General features: G+C 68.2%; 17 protein-coding genes. 13 read left to right on the forward strand and 4 right to left on the reverse strand.

Annotation, left to right across the window (positions count from 1 at the left end):
* The first annotated feature begins 155 nt into the window (after positions 1-155).
* A complete protein-coding gene (locus C3L37_RS11540; protein ID WP_129114767.1) occupies positions 156-878 on the forward strand; it encodes a phosphoglycerol geranylgeranyltransferase in 723 nt (240 codons plus the stop codon).
* A gap of 9 nt (positions 879-887) precedes the next feature.
* On the opposite strand, the gene C3L37_RS11545 is transcribed toward C3L37_RS11540, so the two are convergent.
* Positions 888-1,367 (reverse strand): Lrp/AsnC family transcriptional regulator, encoded by a 480-nt coding sequence (locus C3L37_RS11545; protein ID WP_129114768.1) that lies wholly within the window; start codon positions 1,365-1,367, stop codon positions 888-890.
* 102 nt (positions 1,368-1,469) lie between these two features.
* The gene (locus tag C3L37_RS11550) at positions 1,470-1,763 is read right to left on the reverse strand and encodes an amphi-Trp domain-containing protein (RefSeq protein WP_129114769.1); all 294 of its coding nucleotides are present in this window, start codon (positions 1,761-1,763) and stop codon (positions 1,470-1,472) included.
* Between the two features lie 116 nt (positions 1,764-1,879).
* Here C3L37_RS11550 and aspS point away from each other — a divergent pair, with 116 nt between their 5' ends.
* The 8 genes from aspS (at position 1,880) to C3L37_RS11590 (ending at position 9,553) form a co-directional block, all read left to right on the forward strand.
* Entirely contained in the window at positions 1,880-3,181 is a 1,302-nt protein-coding gene (gene aspS / locus C3L37_RS11555) for an aspartate--tRNA(Asn) ligase (RefSeq protein ID WP_129114770.1), read from the forward strand.
* Positions 3,182-3,402: 221 nt separating this feature from the next.
* Positions 3,403-4,407, forward strand: coding sequence for a Bug family tripartite tricarboxylate transporter substrate binding protein (locus tag C3L37_RS11560; RefSeq protein ID WP_129114771.1), 1,005 nt, complete (start codon positions 3,403-3,405; stop codon positions 4,405-4,407).
* 15 nt (positions 4,408-4,422) lie between these two features.
* On the forward strand, positions 4,423-4,932 hold the full coding sequence (locus tag C3L37_RS11565) for a tripartite tricarboxylate transporter TctB family protein (protein ID WP_129114772.1): 510 nt from the start codon (positions 4,423-4,425) through the stop codon (positions 4,930-4,932).
* Complete coding sequence (locus tag C3L37_RS11570) at positions 4,933-6,429, forward strand: tripartite tricarboxylate transporter permease (RefSeq protein WP_129114773.1); 1,497 nt, start codon at positions 4,933-4,935, stop codon at positions 6,427-6,429.
* Positions 6,430-6,531: 102 nt separating this feature from the next.
* Complete coding sequence (locus C3L37_RS11575; RefSeq protein ID WP_129114774.1) at positions 6,532-7,107, forward strand: hypothetical protein; 576 nt, start codon at positions 6,532-6,534, stop codon at positions 7,105-7,107.
* Between the two features lie 83 nt (positions 7,108-7,190).
* Entirely contained in the window at positions 7,191-8,030 is an 840-nt protein-coding gene (locus C3L37_RS11580) for a pantoate kinase (RefSeq protein WP_129114775.1), read from the forward strand.
* Between the two features lie 125 nt (positions 8,031-8,155).
* Positions 8,156-8,935, forward strand: a complete 780-nt coding sequence (locus tag C3L37_RS11585; RefSeq protein ID WP_129114776.1) for a 4-phosphopantoate--beta-alanine ligase — start codon at positions 8,156-8,158, stop codon at positions 8,933-8,935.
* 90 nt (positions 8,936-9,025) lie between these two features.
* Positions 9,026-9,553, forward strand: coding sequence for a hypothetical protein (locus C3L37_RS11590; RefSeq protein WP_129114777.1), 528 nt, complete (start codon positions 9,026-9,028; stop codon positions 9,551-9,553).
* 140 nt (positions 9,554-9,693) lie between these two features.
* Here C3L37_RS11590 and C3L37_RS11595 read toward each other — a convergent pair whose 3' ends face one another.
* Positions 9,694-10,674 (reverse strand): glutathione S-transferase family protein, encoded by a 981-nt coding sequence (locus C3L37_RS11595; RefSeq protein WP_129114778.1) that lies wholly within the window; start codon positions 10,672-10,674, stop codon positions 9,694-9,696.
* 156 nt (positions 10,675-10,830) lie between these two features.
* Here C3L37_RS11595 and C3L37_RS11600 point away from each other — a divergent pair, with 156 nt between their 5' ends.
* From C3L37_RS11600 to C3L37_RS11615, 4 genes are all read left to right on the forward strand, one after another.
* Complete coding sequence (locus C3L37_RS11600) at positions 10,831-11,868, forward strand: thiamine pyrophosphate-dependent dehydrogenase E1 component subunit alpha (protein WP_129114779.1); 1,038 nt, start codon at positions 10,831-10,833, stop codon at positions 11,866-11,868.
* Positions 11,865-12,875: an alpha-ketoacid dehydrogenase subunit beta gene (locus C3L37_RS11605; RefSeq protein ID WP_129114780.1), complete on the forward strand. Its 1,011-nt coding sequence runs from the start codon at positions 11,865-11,867 to the stop codon at positions 12,873-12,875. Before C3L37_RS11600 ends, C3L37_RS11605 begins: the two co-directional genes overlap by 4 nt.
* Positions 12,876-12,900: 25 nt before the next feature.
* Positions 12,901-13,902: an NAD(+)/NADH kinase gene (locus C3L37_RS11610; protein ID WP_129114781.1), complete on the forward strand. Its 1,002-nt coding sequence runs from the start codon at positions 12,901-12,903 to the stop codon at positions 13,900-13,902.
* Positions 13,903-14,013: 111 nt separating this feature from the next.
* Positions 14,014-14,526, forward strand: coding sequence for a VOC family protein (locus C3L37_RS11615; protein ID WP_129114782.1), 513 nt, complete (start codon positions 14,014-14,016; stop codon positions 14,524-14,526).
* Positions 14,527-14,583: 57 nt separating this feature from the next.
* Here the strand turns inward: C3L37_RS11615 and C3L37_RS11620 are convergent, their stop codons facing one another.
* Complete coding sequence (locus C3L37_RS11620; RefSeq protein ID WP_129114783.1) at positions 14,584-16,479, reverse strand: 2-oxo acid dehydrogenase subunit E2; 1,896 nt, start codon at positions 16,477-16,479, stop codon at positions 14,584-14,586.
* Positions 16,480-16,498: the final 19 nt, after the last annotated feature.

Here is a 16,498-nt window from a genome sequence, read left to right on the forward strand (position 1 = left end):
GATTCGTCCGGGCCCCGGTGCGCGGCTCCCGCCCGCCCCGAACCGACCGACTGGATGCGGCCGTCGGGGGTTCGAGAGGGCGCGCGGGCTCGACTGCGACGAGCGAGCAGGTGTTCCGCGGGCTTTTTAATTCCTCCCCGGAGTAGAGTGCCGCAATGAGCTATCCCTGGGAAGGCTGGGATCACATCACCAAGATCGATCCCGACAAGGAACTCGTGGACGACGAGACGTTCGAGGACGTCTGCGCGACCGGCACCGACGCGATCGAGATCGGCGGGACGACCGGCATGACGAAAGAGAAGATGCGCGCGGTCATCGACGCCTGCGCGACGTACGACGTGCCGCTGTATCAGGAGCCGTCGAACCCCGGCGTGGTGATCGACGACGAGGCGCTCGACGGTTACCTCATCCCGACGGTGTTCAACTCGCGCGACGCGTTCTGGATCACCGGCGCGCACAAGGAGTGGGTTCGGATCGAGAGCGGCCTCGACTGGGAACGAACCCACACCGAGGCCTACATCGTCCTCAACCCGGACTCCTCCGTCGCGGAGTACACCGACGCCGACTGCGATCAGAGCGCCGAGGACGTCGCGTCGTTCGCCGCGGTCGCCGAGAAGATGTTCGGCCAGGAGATCGTCTACATCGAGTACTCCGGCGCGTTCGGCGACCCCGAGAAGGTCGCCGCCGCGAGGGACGCGCTCGACGACGCGACCCTGTTCTACGGCGGCGGCATCCACGACTACGAATCGGCGCACACCATGGGCGAAAACGCCGACACGATCGTCGTCGGTAACCTCCTGCACGACGAGGGCGCGGACGCCGTCCGCGAGACGGTTCGCGGGGTCAAGGACGCCCACAAGGAGCGCGTCACCTCCTGAACGCTCGTTTCAGTTCGACCGCGAGTCGTCGCCCGCGAAGCCGTGGTAGGGGTGGGAGTACTCGTTTCGGACGATGTCCTCGTCGACGATCTCGAACCCGAGCGCGTTCAGGTCCTGCCCGATGCGGCTCAGGTCGTCGCTGTCGGTTCCGACCGCGACGATGTGGACGTTGCCCGCGCCGGTCATGATCTCCCGGACGCTCACGACCCCGGGAACCTCGACGGCCTCCTGTGCGAGCCGCTCGCGGTCGGGGATGGGCGCGGTGCAGATGATGAGCGTGTAGAGCTGAAAGCCCGCCCGCTCGTAGTCGATATCGAGGTGGTACCCCCTGACGTACCCCTCCTCTTCGAGCCGGTGGATGCGGTTTCGGACCGTGCTCGGCGAGACGTCCATCGCCTCCGCGATCTCCCGGGCGGGGGTGTTGCGAGCGTCCAACTGGAGGGAGTGGATGATGTAACGGTCGAGTTCGTCGAGTCCGTCTGCGACCATGTTCGGTGTCTCACGCACCAGCGGAATGAAGCTTGCTCACTCCCGTCGCGATCGCGGTTCTGGTTCGACGGTCGGGAGGTGGGTCGACGGCCCGGCGGCGACCTACCCGATCGTCAGCGTTCCGTCGCCGCCGTCGCCGCCCTCCTCGTCGCCTTCGTCCCACTCGATCTCGAACTCGACGCTCAGCTCCGCCGGACCGCCGCCGCTCGACGTCTCCCGCTCCGCTTTGACCTCGAAGGTCGGCCGCGACGGGATGGCCACGTCGAGGTGCTGCTCGCCCGCGTCGAGCGTGAGTTCGCCGTTCTCCTCGACCGCGTCCGCGACGGCGCGGAGGTAGTCCGCGATCTCGCCGCGATCCATCGACTGCTCGACGGAAAACAGGGTTTCTTCTGGCATCGCGTTCGCCTACGCGGGCCGCACATATCAATTCGCGGTCCTCCACTGGGGGACGGCGCGGGCGGGGTCGGAACGAAACGGCCGAGTTTAAGACGCGGCGTCAAGAATCGGGGGACATGAAGGATCGAACGCACACGGCCGACGCCGAACCAGGCGAGACGGTCACGGTCGCCGGGTGGGTCCACGAGATCCGCGACCTCGGCGGCATCGCCTTCCTGATCCTCCGGGACGCGACCGGAAAGATCCAGGTCAAATTCGAGAAGGAAGAGATGGACGACGACCTCGTCGAGACGGGCCTCGGGGTCCACCGCGAGAGCGTCATCACGGTCTCCGGCGACGTCGAGGAGGAGCCGCGCGCGCCGACCGGCGTGGAGATCGTGCCCGAGTCCGTCGACGTCGTCGCGGAGGCGGCCCCCGACCTCCCGCTCGACCCGTCGGGGAAGGTCGACGCCGAACTCTCCACGCGGCTCGACAACCGGACGCTCGACCTCCGAAAGGAGGAGGTGAAGGCGGTGTTCGAGATCCGCGCCGAGGTGCTCCGGGCGGTCCGCGAGTACTTCCGCTCGGTCGGGTCCACGGAGATCAACACGCCGAAGATCGTCGCCACGGGCACCGAGGGCGGCACCGAGCTGTTCCCGATCACCTACTTCGGGCGCGAAGCGTTCATGAACCAGTCGCCGCAGCTGTTCAAGCAGCTGATGGTCGGATCGGGGCTGGAGCGCGTCTTCGAGATCGGTCCGATCTTCCGCGCCGAGGAGCACAACACCCCCCGCCACCTCAACGAGGCGACGATGATCGACTTCGAGTCGGCGTTCGTCGACCACGAGGAGGCGATGGACGTCTGCGAGGGCACGCTGAAGGCCGCCTACGAGGCCGTCGCCGAGAACTGCGCCGAGCAGCTCGAAATCCTCGGGTACGAGGACTTCGAGGTTCCGGTGGGCGACTTCCCGCGGCTCACCTACGAGGAGGCGATAGAGCGCATCAACGCCACCGGCGCGCTCGACGAGCAGCTCGTCTGGGGCGACGACCTCTCGACGGAGGCGGAGAAGGCGCTCGGCGAGGATGTCGGCGGGCACTACTTCATCACGGACTGGCCGAGCGAGATCAAGCCGTTCTACATCCAGGATTACGACGAGGACCCGCAGCTGTCGAAGGGGTTCGACCTGATGCACCCGCGCATGGAACTGGTCTCGGGCGGCCAGCGCGAGCACCGCTACGAGAAACTCGTCGCGGGCTTCGAACAGCAGGGGCTCGACCCGGACCAGTTCGAGTACTACACGAAGATGTTCAAGTACGGCATGCCGCCGCACGCCGGGTGGGCCTACGGCGTCGAACGGCTCGTCATGACGATGCTCGACCTGCCGAACATCCGCGAGGCGGTGTTGTTCCCGCGAGACAGACAGCGGCTGAGCCCGTAGGCGAAGGCGCCGCCGTCGAGCTGGGGGCTCGTCGCGGAGCGGGCGGAGAGACGGCGTCGCCTCTTACGTCCGAGCCGATAAACGTTGGTCTCTCGGTTTTGTAACAGAAACTTATATTATGGTAGTTCTTATATATCCCTCGGCATGAGTGTGAATCTCACTCGAACTGCGGCGGATAGACCATGGAACGGCCGCTCGGGGGATCACGCGGGTCCGAAGCCATGAGGCGACAGCGCGACGCCTTCACTCGGCGGCAATTCGTCGGCGCGGCGGCCGGGACGGGACTCGTCGGGCTGGCGGGCTGTCTCGACAACCTCGACGAACTCGATTCGGACGAACAGCAGTTTCCGAGCGAGAAGATCGAGATGGTCTGTCCGTGGTCCGCCGGCGGCGGGACGGACCGAACGGGACGAAAGCTCGCTGAGTTGGGGAAAGAACGGCTCGAAACGTCGCTTTTCGTCACGAATCAGACCGGTGGGAGTGGGAGCGTCGGATTCAACGCGATCGCGAACGCCGATCCCGACGGGCACACGCTCGGCATAACCACCGTCGAAATCTGTACGATTTCCCACCTCGACATCGCCGGCGTCGGGCCGGACGATCTCGCTCCAGTGCTGCAGTACAACTTCGACCCGGCGGCGCTCACCGTCCCGCAGGACGCGCCCTACGGCTCGCTCGACGAGTTCGTCGACTACGCGAAGGACAATCCGAACGAGATCAACGTCTCGAACTCCGGAACCGGTGCCATCTGGCACCTCTCGGCCGCCGGATTCGCTCGGGAGGCCGGGATCGAAGTCGAGCACGTCGGCTACGACGGCGGCTCGCCGGCGACCAAGGCCGTCGTCAACGGCGAGGTCGACGCGACGGCGGCCAGCGCCGCGGAGGTGGCCTCTCAGGTTACGGACGGACCGCTCACCGTCCTCGGCGTGATGGGCGACGACCGGGTCGACATCTTCCCCGAGGTTCCGACGTTCAAGGAACTGGGGTACGACTTCGAGATGGGCGCGTGGCGCGGATTGACGGTCCCGAAGGACACCCCGCAGGAGCGGATCGAGGCGCTCCACGGCGCGTTCAAGAGCGTGTACGACTCCGACGACTTCCGCTCGTTCATGGAGGAGAACGGGTTCGGGCTCGTCTACCGCAACACGAAGGAGTTCGGCGAGTTCATGGACGCGGAATTCGACCGGTTCGGAAAGATCGTCGACCAGCTCGACCTGTCCGCGTGAGATCCCGTCTCGACCATGTCTTTCGAACTTCGACACAGCGATACTGTCGCCGCGATCCTCCTGCTCGCGTTGGCGGTCGGCGTGTTCGTAGCGAGCGGCGACTTCCGTTCGGGGCCGACGGACGCGCCCGGACCAGCGTTCTTCCCCCGTCTCATCGCGACGAGCATCGCGCTGCTGGCGATCGTCCAAATCGCCCAGAGAACCGCGGGAAAACGGACGTCCACGCATCGAGTGACCCGAGAGAACGTTCGACGAGTCGGGATTCCGCTCGCGTTCGTCGCGCTGTACGTGGCGACGATGCCCATCTTCGGGTTCCTCGTCGGGACGATCGTCTTTCTGATCTCCTTCATGTGGTACTCCGGCGTCGACTCCGTTCGAACGTCGGGCCCGATCGCGCTCGGAATCTCTCTGCTCCTGTTCTACGTGTTCGTCTCCTTCCTGCACGTCCCTCTTCCGGAGAGCAGTGTCCTTCCCATCTCCCGGCTCCTGCCGGATCTCCCGTTGATTCTGGGGGTGTTCGGCTAGGTGAGTCTCGTTGCGAATCTCGTTCAGGGGGCGCTTTTGGTGTTCCAGCCGTTCGCGCTCGCGCTCATCGTCGTGGGCGTGCTCGTGGGGATCACGATGGGCTCGTTGCCGGGCATGACCGCCACCATGACCGTCGCGGTGCTCGTCTCGTTCACGTTCGGAATGGAACCGGCGGAGGGGATGATGCTCCTTCTCGGCATCTACGGCGGCGCACTCTACGCCGGATCGATCCCGGCGATACTGATCCGCACTCCGGGGACGCCGAGCGCCGCCGCGACCGTGTTCGACGGCTTTCCCCTGGCTAAACGCGGCGACGCCGACCGCGCGATCTCGATCGCGACGATCGCCTCGTTCGTCGGCGGGGCCGTCAGCATCGTCGTCCTGACACTCCTCGCGCCGGAAGTGGCCGCGGTCGCGCTCGAATTCGGCTCCGCCGAGTACTTCGCGCTGGCGTTCTTCGGGCTGACGATCATCGCCAGCGTGAGCGGCGACTCCCTCGTGAAGGGGCTCATCTCCGGACTGCTCGGTATGTTACTCGCGACGGTCGGGCTGGATCCGATGCTCGGCTATCCCCGGTTTTCGTTCGGCGTGGCGGAACTCACCGCGGGCGTACAGTTCATCGCCGTGATGATCGGCCTGTTCGGCGTCGCCGAGGGTCTCCATCGCTACGAGGTCGGAATCGAAACCGAAGCCGTCAGACAGCGCCTGAGCGGGGTCTTCCCGTCAATTTCGGACGTGAAAGAGATCTCCGGAGTGACGCTCGGGTCGAGCGTCGTCGGCGCGTTTATCGGAGCGATACCCGGTGCGGGCGGCGACATCGCTTCGTTCGTCACGTACAACGAGGCGAAGCGGTGGGCGAAAAACGCCGCTCCGTCGTTCGGCGAGGGCAACGTTCGTGGCGTCGCGGCCGCCGAGTCGGGCAACAACGCGAGCACCGGCGGTGCGCTGATCCCGACGCTCACGCTCGGCATCCCCGGCGACTCGGTGACGGCGATACTGATCGGCGCGCTCATGGTCCACAACGTCCGTCCCGGCCCGGGGCTGTTCCAGAACGAATCAGCGCTGGTGTACGCGATCTTCGTCGGGTTCTTCGTCGTCTACCTCTTCATCCTCGCGTTCGGTCTCGTCGGGGCCCGTTACTGGGCACAGCTGATAAATTTCCCCGCTCGATTCCTCTGGCCGGCGATCTTCGTCCTCTGCGTCGTCGGGGCGTTCGCGCTCCAGGGAACCCTCTTCGACGTTTGGGTCATGCTGGGTGCGGGGTTGCTCGGGTACCTGATGCGAATCGACGACTATCCGCTCGCTCCCATGGTGCTCGGACTCATCTTGGGACCGATCGCGGAGTCGAACCTTCGCCGGGCGCTCACGATCTCCGACGGTTCCCCCTCGATCTTCGTCGCTCGGCCGATCACCCTGGCCATCCTCGTACTCGCACTCGCGTCGTTGCTCCTTCCGTTCGCCCGTTCCGCCCTCGTGCGGCGGCGGTCCAGCACCTGACCGGGGGACGACCGCTGGCGCTCCCAGAAAGCGCGCCTCGGGGCTCGGTCCGTTCGGAACGTCGGCCACGCCGTTTATTCGACTCAGGTCCCCACTCGGCGTATGTCGGATCTGAACGAGCACGTCATCGACGAGGCGGCGGGCCGGGGCGACGCGTTCGTCCTCGAAAACCTCCTCGCGCTCGTCGAACGGCACGAGCGCGACCCGGAGCCGGGCGTACCGGTCGATCGGCTTCGGGCGTACGCGGCGGCGATCGACGCCGCCGGCGGTCCGATGAGCGAAGAGCAGGTCGAGGGAACGCTCGACAGTCGCCTCGTCGACGCCGGGACGTGGTCCGGCGGGGATCGGCTGTACCGGCTCGGCGACGACCGGGTCGGGCTCTACCCGGCGTCGTGGTACGACCGGCTCGCGGACGAGACGTACCTCTCGCGGTACGTCGAGGTCATCCTCGAAGACGTCGACGACAGCGAGAACGCCTTTGAGACGGGCGGCGCCGGCGCGGGTGTGCCCGAGGACGTCCTGCTGACCGCGGCGACCGTCATCGGCGACAAAGATCGTGGCGAGGCCGCGGCCGAACTCGAAGCCCTCGGCGACGAGGGCTACGTCGTGGCGGACGCCGAACAGCACCCCAACGCGCGGATTCGGCTCACGGAGAAGTACTTCGACGAACGGGGGTGAGCGCGGTCCCCCCGTCGGCGCGAACGCCCCGCGCGCCGGGACAGATAACAACGATTAATCGGGGCCTCGCCGTTTGACCGTCCATGAGCGACGAGGTAGCCGCGTTCGTCCCCGGCCACGTCACGGGCTTTTTCAGCGCCCACCCGGCGGACGACCCGACCCGAGCCGGGTCGCGCGGTGCCGGCATAACCCTCTCCGACGGCGTGACGGTGACGGTCCGGCCGTCGGGATCCGAACGCGTCTCGCTGAACGGCTCTCGGGTGCGCATGGAGCCGGTCGAGCGGGTGCTGGACGCGCTGTCGGTGCGCGCACGCGTCGACGCCGCGAGCGACCTCCCGCTCGGTGCGGGCTTCGGCGTCTCGGGCGCGATGGCGCTCGGAACGGCCCTCGCGGCCAACGCCGCGTTCGACTGCGGCCTCTCGGAGAACGAACTCGCGACCGTCGCCCACGGCGCGGAGGTGCAGTCCGGGACGGGGCTCGGCGACGTGGTGGCGCAGGCCCGTGGCGGCATCCCGATCCGCCTCGAACCGGGCGCGCCGGACCACGGCCTGCTCGACGGGATTCCGGACCGTACGCGGATCGAATACGTCACGTTCGGCGACCTCTCCACCGAGGACGTTCTCTCAGGGGACACGGAGCGTCTCTCGATCGCGGGGAGACGTGCGCTCTCTCGACTGGTCGAGGAGCCGACGCTTCCGCGGCTCGTGTCTGCCTCCCGGCGATTCGCTCGGGAGGCGACGCTGCTGACGCCGGAGGTGGAGTCGACGATTCGGGACGTGAGCGAGGCCGGCGGCGACGCGTCGATGGCGATGTTGGGTCGGACGGTGTTCGCCCTCGGGACCGGCCTCACTGACGCCGGGTACGACGCCTCGGCCTGCCGGTCGCACTCGACGGGCGCGTCGATCACGACCCGCGGCGAGTGACGGTCAGCGTCCGAGCGGGCCGTCGTGTTCCGGATCGCCGCGGGTCGGCTCGTCGCCCGACCGCCGATCGCGGAACCCGCCGGTCGAAATGACGGACTTTTTCCCGCGAGCCGCCAACAGTCGGTATGAGCGATGTCGAGATCCCCGACGACCACCCGCGGCGCGAGTCGCTGGTGACGCGCCACCGGATCGAGGCGGGGGTGGAAAAGGGGATCACGAGCAGACAGGGGCTCATCGCGCAGGGTCGCGGCGAGGCGTTCGACTACCTCCTCGGCGAGCGCACCATCGCGAGCGCCGACGAGGCCGAACGGGCCGCCGCCGCGGCGTTGCTCCTCGCCCGGCACCCCGTCATCTCCGTGAACGGAAACGTGGCCGCGCTCGCCCCCGACGAGACAGTCGCGCTCGCGGAAACCGTCGACGCCGACGTCGAGGTTAACCTCTTCAACCGGACCGACGGGCGGATGGCGGCCATCGCGACGCACCTCCGCGAACACGGTGCAGCGAGCGTGAAAGGACTGACCGCAGACGGGCGGATCCCGGGGATCTCCCACGAGCGCGCGAAAGTCGACGCTGACGGCATCGGCGACGCCGACGTCGTGGTCGTGCCGCTCGAAGACGGCGACCGCGCCGAGGCGCTCTCCGCGATGGGCAAGACGGAGATCGTGATCGACCTCAATCCCATGTCGCGGTCCGCGCGGTCGGCGACGATCCCGATCGTCGACAACGTCGTCCGCGCCCTCCCGAACGTGACGCGGCACGCGCGGCAACTCCGTGACGCCTCCCGTGAGGAACTCGAGGCCGTCGTGGCGGCGTTCGATCCGGAGCGCGCGCTCGACGCGGCGGAGCGCGCCATCCGAGGGTGCGGTCCCGAAACCGAGGACGATCGCCCCCCAGAAAACGCGTAGTCGTCCGACGACGGTCTCGCAGGTGCGAAATTCCCGCAGACGTGGAGGTTCGACCCACGGCTTATCGACTTCCGCGCCGTACCGTGAGCCATGCCGAACGACTGCACGGACGGGGGGATCGAGGTCGACGAGGCGGTGCTGACCGAACTCAGAGAGCACGAGACCCAGCACGGGCCGCACATGATCAGGGTGCTCGAACGACACCATCCGGAATATCACCCCGGAATTCCGCTCGAACTCCTCAACGCCTACGCGGAACGGCTGGGGTACGACGTCGCGCTGTCCGATCGCGACATCGAGCGCAAGACCGTCGACGACGAGTCGTGGCGCGAGGGTGACGTGTACTACCGTATCGGCGGAAACGTCAGCGCCTACCCGCCGACCTGGCACGAACGGTTCGACGAGGGCGATCTCCGGGCGCTCGTGGAGGTCATGCTGGAAGAGACCGGCCGGACCGAGCTCAGGCGCGACGAAGTGCTGCTCGCGGCGGAGTCGATCGCCGGGATGGACCGCCGATCGTCGGAGAGTCTGCTCACCGAGTACCGCGAGAGCGGGCGGCTCGAAGTCGAGCCGTACCAGAACCCGGAGGCGCTCGTGTACCTCCCCGAGCCGGGCTGAGGTTTATATACGATCGGGCGGCCAGACGGCCCGTGCGTTGACGACTTACCGCGAGGCGGTTTGCGGGAGCGCGGCGGCCCGCCTCGCGTCGAACGCGCGCCGCCTGTTCGCAAACCACTCGGCAGCTTCGCCTCCGGACTTCACTCGACGAGGGATCGCGGCGGCCCTCCCGGGAGTCGGTCGCGGTTGTGCGGTTCGGAGAAGTCGATGTCCGGGCCGATCGGCACGAGGCGCTTCGGGTTGACGTCGCCGTGGCTCTCGTAGTAGTGCCGGACGATGTGCTCTACGTTCACCGTCTCCGCGATTCCGGGGAGCCCGTACAGCTCCTTCGTGTAGTTCCAGAGGTTCGGGTACTCGTGGATCGCCCGGCGGTTGCACTTGAAGTGGGTGTGGTAGACGTGGTCGAACCGGACGAGCGTGGCGAACATCGCCAGATCCGCCTCGGTGAGCACCTCGCCCGCGAGGTACCGCCGCCCGTCGAGCACGTTCTCCCAGCGATCGAGCGCGTCGAACAACCCACGCACCGCGTCGTCGTACGCTTCCTGCGTGTCGGCGAAGCCGGCACGGTAGACGCCGTTGTTGATCGGTTCGTAGATCTCCCCGATGATCCGGTCGACGTCGTCGCGGTACCCCTCGGGGTAGAGGTCGACGTCGCGTTCGGCGACCTCGCCGAATTCGGTGTCGAGCATCCGCATGATCTCCGCCGACTCGTTGTTGACGATCGTCTCCGTTTCTCTATCCCACAGAACCGGAACCGTCACCCGACCCGTGAACGATGGATCCGCCTTCACGTAGATGTCGCGGAGATACTCCGCACCGTACAACGGGTCCGGAAACGCCGCCGAGAACTCCCAGCCGTCGTCGATGCGGACGGGTTCGACGAGCGAGAGCGACACCGCGTCGTCGAGGCCCTTCAGCGCCCGCGTCATCGCCGTCCGGTGAGCCCACGGGCACGCACGGGAGATGTAGAGGTGATACCGCCCGGCCTCGGCGGGAAACGTCGCGTCCGGGGAGGCTTCGATCCGGTCGCGGAACGTCGTCTCCTGTCGGTCGAACTCGCCCTCGTCATTCGTCGACTCGTAGGCGTCGGTCCGCCACTCGCCGTCGACGAGCATGTTCATCGCCGGCCGCCTCCCTCCGCGCGCGTCGGACAAGTCATACCCCGTCTTGTCGCCGCGCTCCGAAAAGAATTCCCCACGGCGGCTCCCGTCCGAATTCTGCCCCGTTGAGGCGTTGCACAACATCTATCATCGACGATGGTGATATAACCGTGTACCATGGTGTCAACAGACATGGAATCGGCGGAGGGTCAAACGGAGATCCTCCGTCGGATGCTCACGATTCGGGAGTTCGACAGCAGCGCGGGCGATCTCTTCGCCGACGGCGAGATCCCGGGGTTCGTCCACCTCTACATCGGCGAGGAGGCGGTCGCGGTCGGCGCGTGCGCCGCCCTGGAAGACGACGACTACATCACGAGCACCCACCGCGGGCACGGACACTGCATCGCGAAGGGACTCGATCCGAAGCGAATGATGGCCGAGTTGTTCGGAAAGCGCGACGGCTACTGCAACGGCAAAGGCGGATCGATGCACATCGCCGACGTGGACGCCGGGATGCTCGGGGCGAACGGCATCGTCGGGGCCGGACCACCGCTCGCCGCCGGTGCGGCGCTGACGGCGCAGTTGCAGGGCGAAGAACGGGTCGGACTGTCGTTCTGCGGGGACGGCGCCGTCGCGCAGGGACAGGTTCACGAGGCCATCAACCTCGCGGCCACGTGGAACCTGCCGTCGATCTTCCTCGTCGAGAACAACAAGTTCGGTGAAGGGACGCCGGTCGAGATGCAACACAACGTCCAGAACCTGAGCGAGACGGCGGAAGCGTACGACATCCCCGGATTCACCGTCGACGGGATGGACGTCACCGCGGTGTACGAAGCGGTTTCCGAGGCCCGAAAGCGCGCGATCTCCGGTGACGGCCCGACGCTCATCGAGGCGGACACGTACCGCTTCCGGGGCCACTTCGAGGGCGACCACCAGCCGTACCGCGAGGAGGAGGACGTGGAAGCGTGGCGCGAACAGCGTGACCCGATCGAGAGCTTCAAGCGGCGGCTCGTCGACGCCGGAACCCTCACGGAGGACGACTACGACGAACTGCGATCGGAGGTCGAACGCGTCGTCGAGGACGCCGTCGCGTCCGCGCGGGAGGCGGCGGATCCCGCGCCGAGCGAGGCGTACGACGACATGTTCGCCGCGAGCGTCCCGGAGATCGAACGATTCGCACGGAAGGCGCGGACCGACGGCGGTGAGAGTCGATGAGCGCCGAGGCGCGATCCGGACAGGAGGTTCGAGGGACCGAGACGATGACCATCCGCGAGGCCATCCGCGCCGCGATCCGAGAGGAGATGAAGCGCGACGAGCGCGTCTTCCTCATGGGCGAGGACGTCGCCACCTTCGGCGGCGTCTTCGACGTGAGCGACGGCCTCCTCGACGAGTTCGGCGACGAGCGGATCCGCGACACGCCGATCAGCGAGGCGGGATTCATGGGCGCGGGGATCGGTGCGGCCGCGACCGGCTCCCGCCCGGTGGTCGAGATCATGTTCTCGGACTTCCTCGGCGTACCGATGGAACAGATCATGAACCAGATGGCGAAGATGCGCTACATGTTCGGCGGGAAGACCGACATGCCCGTCACCGTCCGAACCACCGAAGGCGGCGGGATGGGGGCCGCGAGCCAGCACTCCGGTACGGTCCACACCTGGTTCGCGCACTTCCCCGGCCTCTTCGCGGTGACGCCCGGCACGCCCGAGGCCGCGAAGGGACTCCTGAAGTCGGCGATCCGGTCGGACGACCCGGTGTTCTTCTTCGAGAACAAGATGATCTACGAGCAGGAGGGCGAGGTGCCGACCGATCCTGATTTCACGGTCCCGATCGGCGAGGCGAGCGTCGAACGCGAGGGCGACGACGTGACCGTCGTGGCGACGCAGCGGCTCGTCGGCGAGTCGCTGTCGACGGCCGACGACCTCGCCGGCGACGTGAGCGTCGAGGTGATCGACCTCCGTTCGCTGTACCCGATGGACACCGACACGATCGTCGAGAGCGTCGGGAAAACGGGCCGGCTTATCGTCGCCGACGAGAGTCCGCTGTCGTACGGCGTCCACGCCGAGGTGATGGCGCGCGTCAACGACGACGCCTTCTACAGCCTGGACGCGCCGATGCAGCGGGTCGGCGTGCCGGACACGCACGTCCCGTTCAGCCCGGCATTGGAACGAGAGGTGCTCCCGGACGCCGACGACGTGCGCGAGGCGATCGAGAACGTGGCGTGATCGACGATCGCACCGGGGTCCGGTCGTGACCGCCACGGTCGGTCTCGTCGTCAACCCGGCCGCCGGCCGCGACATTCGACGGCTCACGGGCGGGGCGAGCGTGAGCGACAACTACGCGAAGCGCCGGACCGCGGGCTGCGCCCTCGAAGGCCTGGCGCTCGCGCCCGATCCGGTCGGGGTCGTCGTGATGCCCGATCGCGGCGGACTCGGCCGTCGTCTGGTCGACGACGCGTCCGACGGCCTCGCGGTCGACCTCCTCGACATCTCAGTCGAGGGTTCGGCGGCGGACACCCGCCGCGCAGCCGCGTGGTTTCGGTCGAACGCCGACGCGGTGATCGTCCTCGGTGGCGACGGGACGACCCGCGACGTGGCCGCCGAGATCGGCGACGTGCCGGTCGTCGGCATCTCGACCGGCACGAACAACGTCGTTCCGACTCCCGTCGACGGCACCGTCGCGGGGGCCGCCGCGGCGCTCGTCGCGACCGGCGCCGTGGCGACCGAGGAGACGACCGTCCGGCACGGGTCGGTCGAGGCTCGCGTGGTCGGCGAGAAGGGCGAGCGGAGCGTCCGCGGGCTCGCGACCGTCGGCGTGCTCGACAGGCCGTTCGTCGGCACGCGGGCGATCCTCGACGCGGCCGACTACCTCGGCGGCGTCGTCTCCCGCGCGTCGCCCTCGGAGATCGGACTCTCGGGCGTCGCGGGAATGCTGACGCGGTGCGGTCCCGACGACCCCGGCGGCGTCGGCCTCTGGTTCGGTCCGCCGGCGGAGACGCCGCGGGCGGTGCGCGCGATTACCGTGCCCGGAGTGGTCGACCGCGTCGGCGTCGCGGAGTGGCGGCGGCTCGCTCCCGACGAACCGGCGACGTTCGACGTGCCGTCGGGCGTCGTGAGCGCCGACGGCGAGCGCGAACTCGAAGTGCGCGACGCGCGGGTGGAAATCCGCCCCGTCGAGTCCGGTCCGCGGCTCGTCGACTTCGACGCCGTGTTCGAGCGCGCGGCCGCGGACGGCGGATTCGCCGCAGACTGATCGGCTCTGTCGGTCGCGACGCGCGGTCCACGGCTCTCACGAGCGGCTCGTTCCGCGAACGGTCCATTCGACGTGCTATTGTTGTATGGTACCGTCCACCGTTCTTCGAACATGGTTCCGGAGATACCGGCGCTCGACGTCGAAATTCCCGAGATCTCGCAGGTTGCGTTCGTGGTCGAGGACGCGGGAGACGCCATGGATCGGTTCGGCGCGGTCCTCGGCGTAGACGTGTGGCACCTGTACCGATTCGAACCGCCGCGGCTCGCCGACACGACGCTCAGGGGCGAACCGCACGACTACTCGATGCTCCTCGCGCTCGCGGACGTCGGCGGCACGATGTTCGAACTCATCGAGCCGCTGTCGGGCGAGAGCATCTACACGGAGCATCTCGAAACCCACGGGGAGGGGTTACACCACATCGCGTGCTTCGCGTTCGACGATCCGGAGGGCGTCGTCACGGCGTTCGAGGAGGCCGGAATTTCGGTCCTCCAGAGCGGCGTGTTCGTCGAGACGCCGTACTGGTACTTCGACACGCAAGAGCACCTCAACGGCGTGATCTTCGAGACGGCCGCGAACGTGGACGCCCTGCCGGAGCCGGACGACACGCACACGGTCTCGTCGTAGGCGAGAACTCGGACGGGGGGACCGAAGACGGCGACTCGGCCGGCTCCGTCCGCTCGCCTACGCCCGATCCCACGCGATCGACACGGGCAGGTCCTCCCGGAGCAGTTCCGAAACGTGACAGGTTCGCTCGCCGTTTTCGACGAGCCGCTCCAGCACGTCGTCGTCCGCCTCGTCGCGGTCGACGCCGATCGCGACCCGCACGTCGACCGACTCGACCGACCCGCGGTCGTCCTCGGTCGCGACCGCCGCTACGTCGATCCCGTCGAACGGCAGGTCGCGGATGTCGGCCTGCACGCCGATGCTCGTCGAGAGGCACGCAGCGAGCGATCCGAGGAAGAGGTCGACGGGCCGCGGCGCGGCGGGGGAGTCGCCTCCGAGATCCTCCGTGACGTCGAAGTCGTACGCGAAGGTGCCGGCGGTGACCGTTCCCGACAGGTCGGACTCGGCGCGCGCGGAGACGCGACCTTCGGGAAGGGAAAACTCGTCGGCCGGACCGCCGGCTTCCGACTCGACGCCGTCGAGGAGCGGCCACGGATCCTCGACGTGCTCGACGAGCGTTCCGAGGAAGCGCGCGGCGTCGGCCCCGTCGACGACGCGGTGGTCGAACGAGAGGTCGAACGGGAGGGTTCGCCGGAAGACGACTTCCCCGCCCTCGCCCGGGACGGCCCGGCGCTCGACGGCGTTCACGCCGAGGATGGCGACCTGCGGCGGGTTGATCACCGGGTCGAACGACTCGACGCCGAGGACGCCGAGGTTCGAGACGGTGAAGGTGCCGCCCGAGAGGTCGTCGCTCGTGTACTCGCCCGAGAGCGCGCGCTCCGTCACCCGCCGCCGTTCCGCCGCCAGTTCGTCGAGCGACATGGCGTCGACGCCGCGGACGACGGGCGCGACGAGGCCAGCATCCACGTCGACCGCCACGCAGACGTCGTGACTCTCGTACATTCGGTGGACGTCGTCCTCGAACGTCGCGTTGAACTCTGGGTGCTCGGCGAGCGCGGCCGAGAGGGCGACGAGCAGCACGTCGTTGACGGAGACGTCCTCCTCGTGGACGCCCTTCGCGGCGTCGACGGCCGCGAACAGCGCCTCGGCGTCGGCGGTGCGGTGCTCCGTGACGTGGACGGCCTCTCGGTAACTCCGACCCAACCGCCCCGCGATCGTGCGTCGCATCCCGTCCAGCGGTCGTTCCTCGCGGACCGTCCGCTCCTCGGCGGACGCGGAGCCGCTCGTCGCCTCGGCCGTCGCGGCGTCGGCGGCCGCCGTCACGTCCGCCTCGGTGACGGCTCCCTGCGGCCCCGTCCCATCGACTACGGCCAGATCGATGCCGAGGTCGTCAGCCAGCCGGCGCGCCCGCGGCGACGCCCCGACCGACTTCTCCCCGTCGCTCGTCGCGGCCAACTCCTCCTCGTCGCCCGCCGCGGCCTCCTCGACGTCCGACTCCGTGACCGACCCCTGCGGTCCGGTCCCGTCGACGCGCGCGAGGTCGACGCCCAGCTCGTCCGCCCGCCGTTTGGCCCGCGGCGACGCCTTGACCGCCTCGCCGTCGGCCGCCTCCGCGGTCGCGGCGTCGGCGGTCGAAGCCCCGTCGCCGGACGTCGCGGCCGCCCCGGTGGACGAGCCGCTCCCGCCGGCGTCCGTCGCCCCCGCGGTCGCCGATTCCGACCCTCCTCCGCCGGCTCCCACGCCCGCCTCGGCTTCGAGGTCCGAGACGTCCTCGTCGGCTCCCGCGACGATGGCGATGGGCGCGCCGGGTTCGACGCTTTCGCCGGCCGCGAGGAGCGTCCGCCTGAGGACACCCGACTCCCGCGCCGTGACTTCGGCCGTCGTCTTCTCCGATTCGACCTCCGCGACCACGTCGTCCGCCTCGACCGCCTCCCCGTCGACGACGTGCCACTCCAACAGCGTCCCCCGCTCCATCTCCAGGCCCAACTTCGGCATCTTGATGACGTAACCCATGTCGTGACATACCGTGACG

This window comes from Halegenticoccus tardaugens, assembly GCF_004116405.1.
In the GTDB taxonomy this organism is placed as follows: domain Archaea; phylum Halobacteriota; class Halobacteria; order Halobacteriales; family Haloferacaceae; genus Halegenticoccus; species Halegenticoccus tardaugens.

Excerpts from the sequence above, each read along its gene's own strand:
- C3L37_RS11595 (WP_129114778.1), bottom strand. The coding sequence starts at position 10,674 with ATGAACATGCTCGTCGACGGCGAGTGGCGGACCGACGCCTACGAGTCG.
- C3L37_RS11575 (WP_129114774.1), top strand. The coding sequence starts at position 6,532 with ATGTCGGATCTGAACGAGCACGTCATCGACGAGGCGGCGGGCCGGGGC.
- C3L37_RS11615 (WP_129114782.1), top strand. The coding sequence starts at position 14,014 with ATGGTTCCGGAGATACCGGCGCTCGACGTCGAAATTCCCGAGATCTCG.
- C3L37_RS11560 (WP_129114771.1), top strand. The coding sequence starts at position 3,403 with ATGAGGCGACAGCGCGACGCCTTCACTCGGCGGCAATTCGTCGGCGCG.
- C3L37_RS11545 (WP_129114768.1), bottom strand. The coding sequence starts at position 1,367 with ATGGTCGCAGACGGACTCGACGAACTCGACCGTTACATCATCCACTCC.
- aspS (WP_129114770.1), top strand. The coding sequence starts at position 1,880 with ATGAAGGATCGAACGCACACGGCCGACGCCGAACCAGGCGAGACGGTC.
- C3L37_RS11540 (WP_129114767.1), top strand. The coding sequence starts at position 156 with ATGAGCTATCCCTGGGAAGGCTGGGATCACATCACCAAGATCGATCCC.
- C3L37_RS11580 (WP_129114775.1), top strand. The coding sequence starts at position 7,191 with ATGAGCGACGAGGTAGCCGCGTTCGTCCCCGGCCACGTCACGGGCTTT.
- C3L37_RS11565 (WP_129114772.1), top strand. The coding sequence starts at position 4,423 with ATGTCTTTCGAACTTCGACACAGCGATACTGTCGCCGCGATCCTCCTG.
- C3L37_RS11600 (WP_129114779.1), top strand. The coding sequence starts at position 10,831 with ATGGTGTCAACAGACATGGAATCGGCGGAGGGTCAAACGGAGATCCTC.
- C3L37_RS11585 (WP_129114776.1), top strand. The coding sequence starts at position 8,156 with ATGAGCGATGTCGAGATCCCCGACGACCACCCGCGGCGCGAGTCGCTG.
- C3L37_RS11550 (WP_129114769.1), bottom strand. The coding sequence starts at position 1,763 with ATGCCAGAAGAAACCCTGTTTTCCGTCGAGCAGTCGATGGATCGCGGC.
- C3L37_RS11620 (WP_129114783.1), bottom strand. The coding sequence starts at position 16,479 with ATGGGTTACGTCATCAAGATGCCGAAGTTGGGCCTGGAGATGGAGCGG.
- C3L37_RS11590 (WP_129114777.1), top strand. The coding sequence starts at position 9,026 with ATGCCGAACGACTGCACGGACGGGGGGATCGAGGTCGACGAGGCGGTG.
- C3L37_RS11605 (WP_129114780.1), top strand. The coding sequence starts at position 11,865 with ATGAGCGCCGAGGCGCGATCCGGACAGGAGGTTCGAGGGACCGAGACG.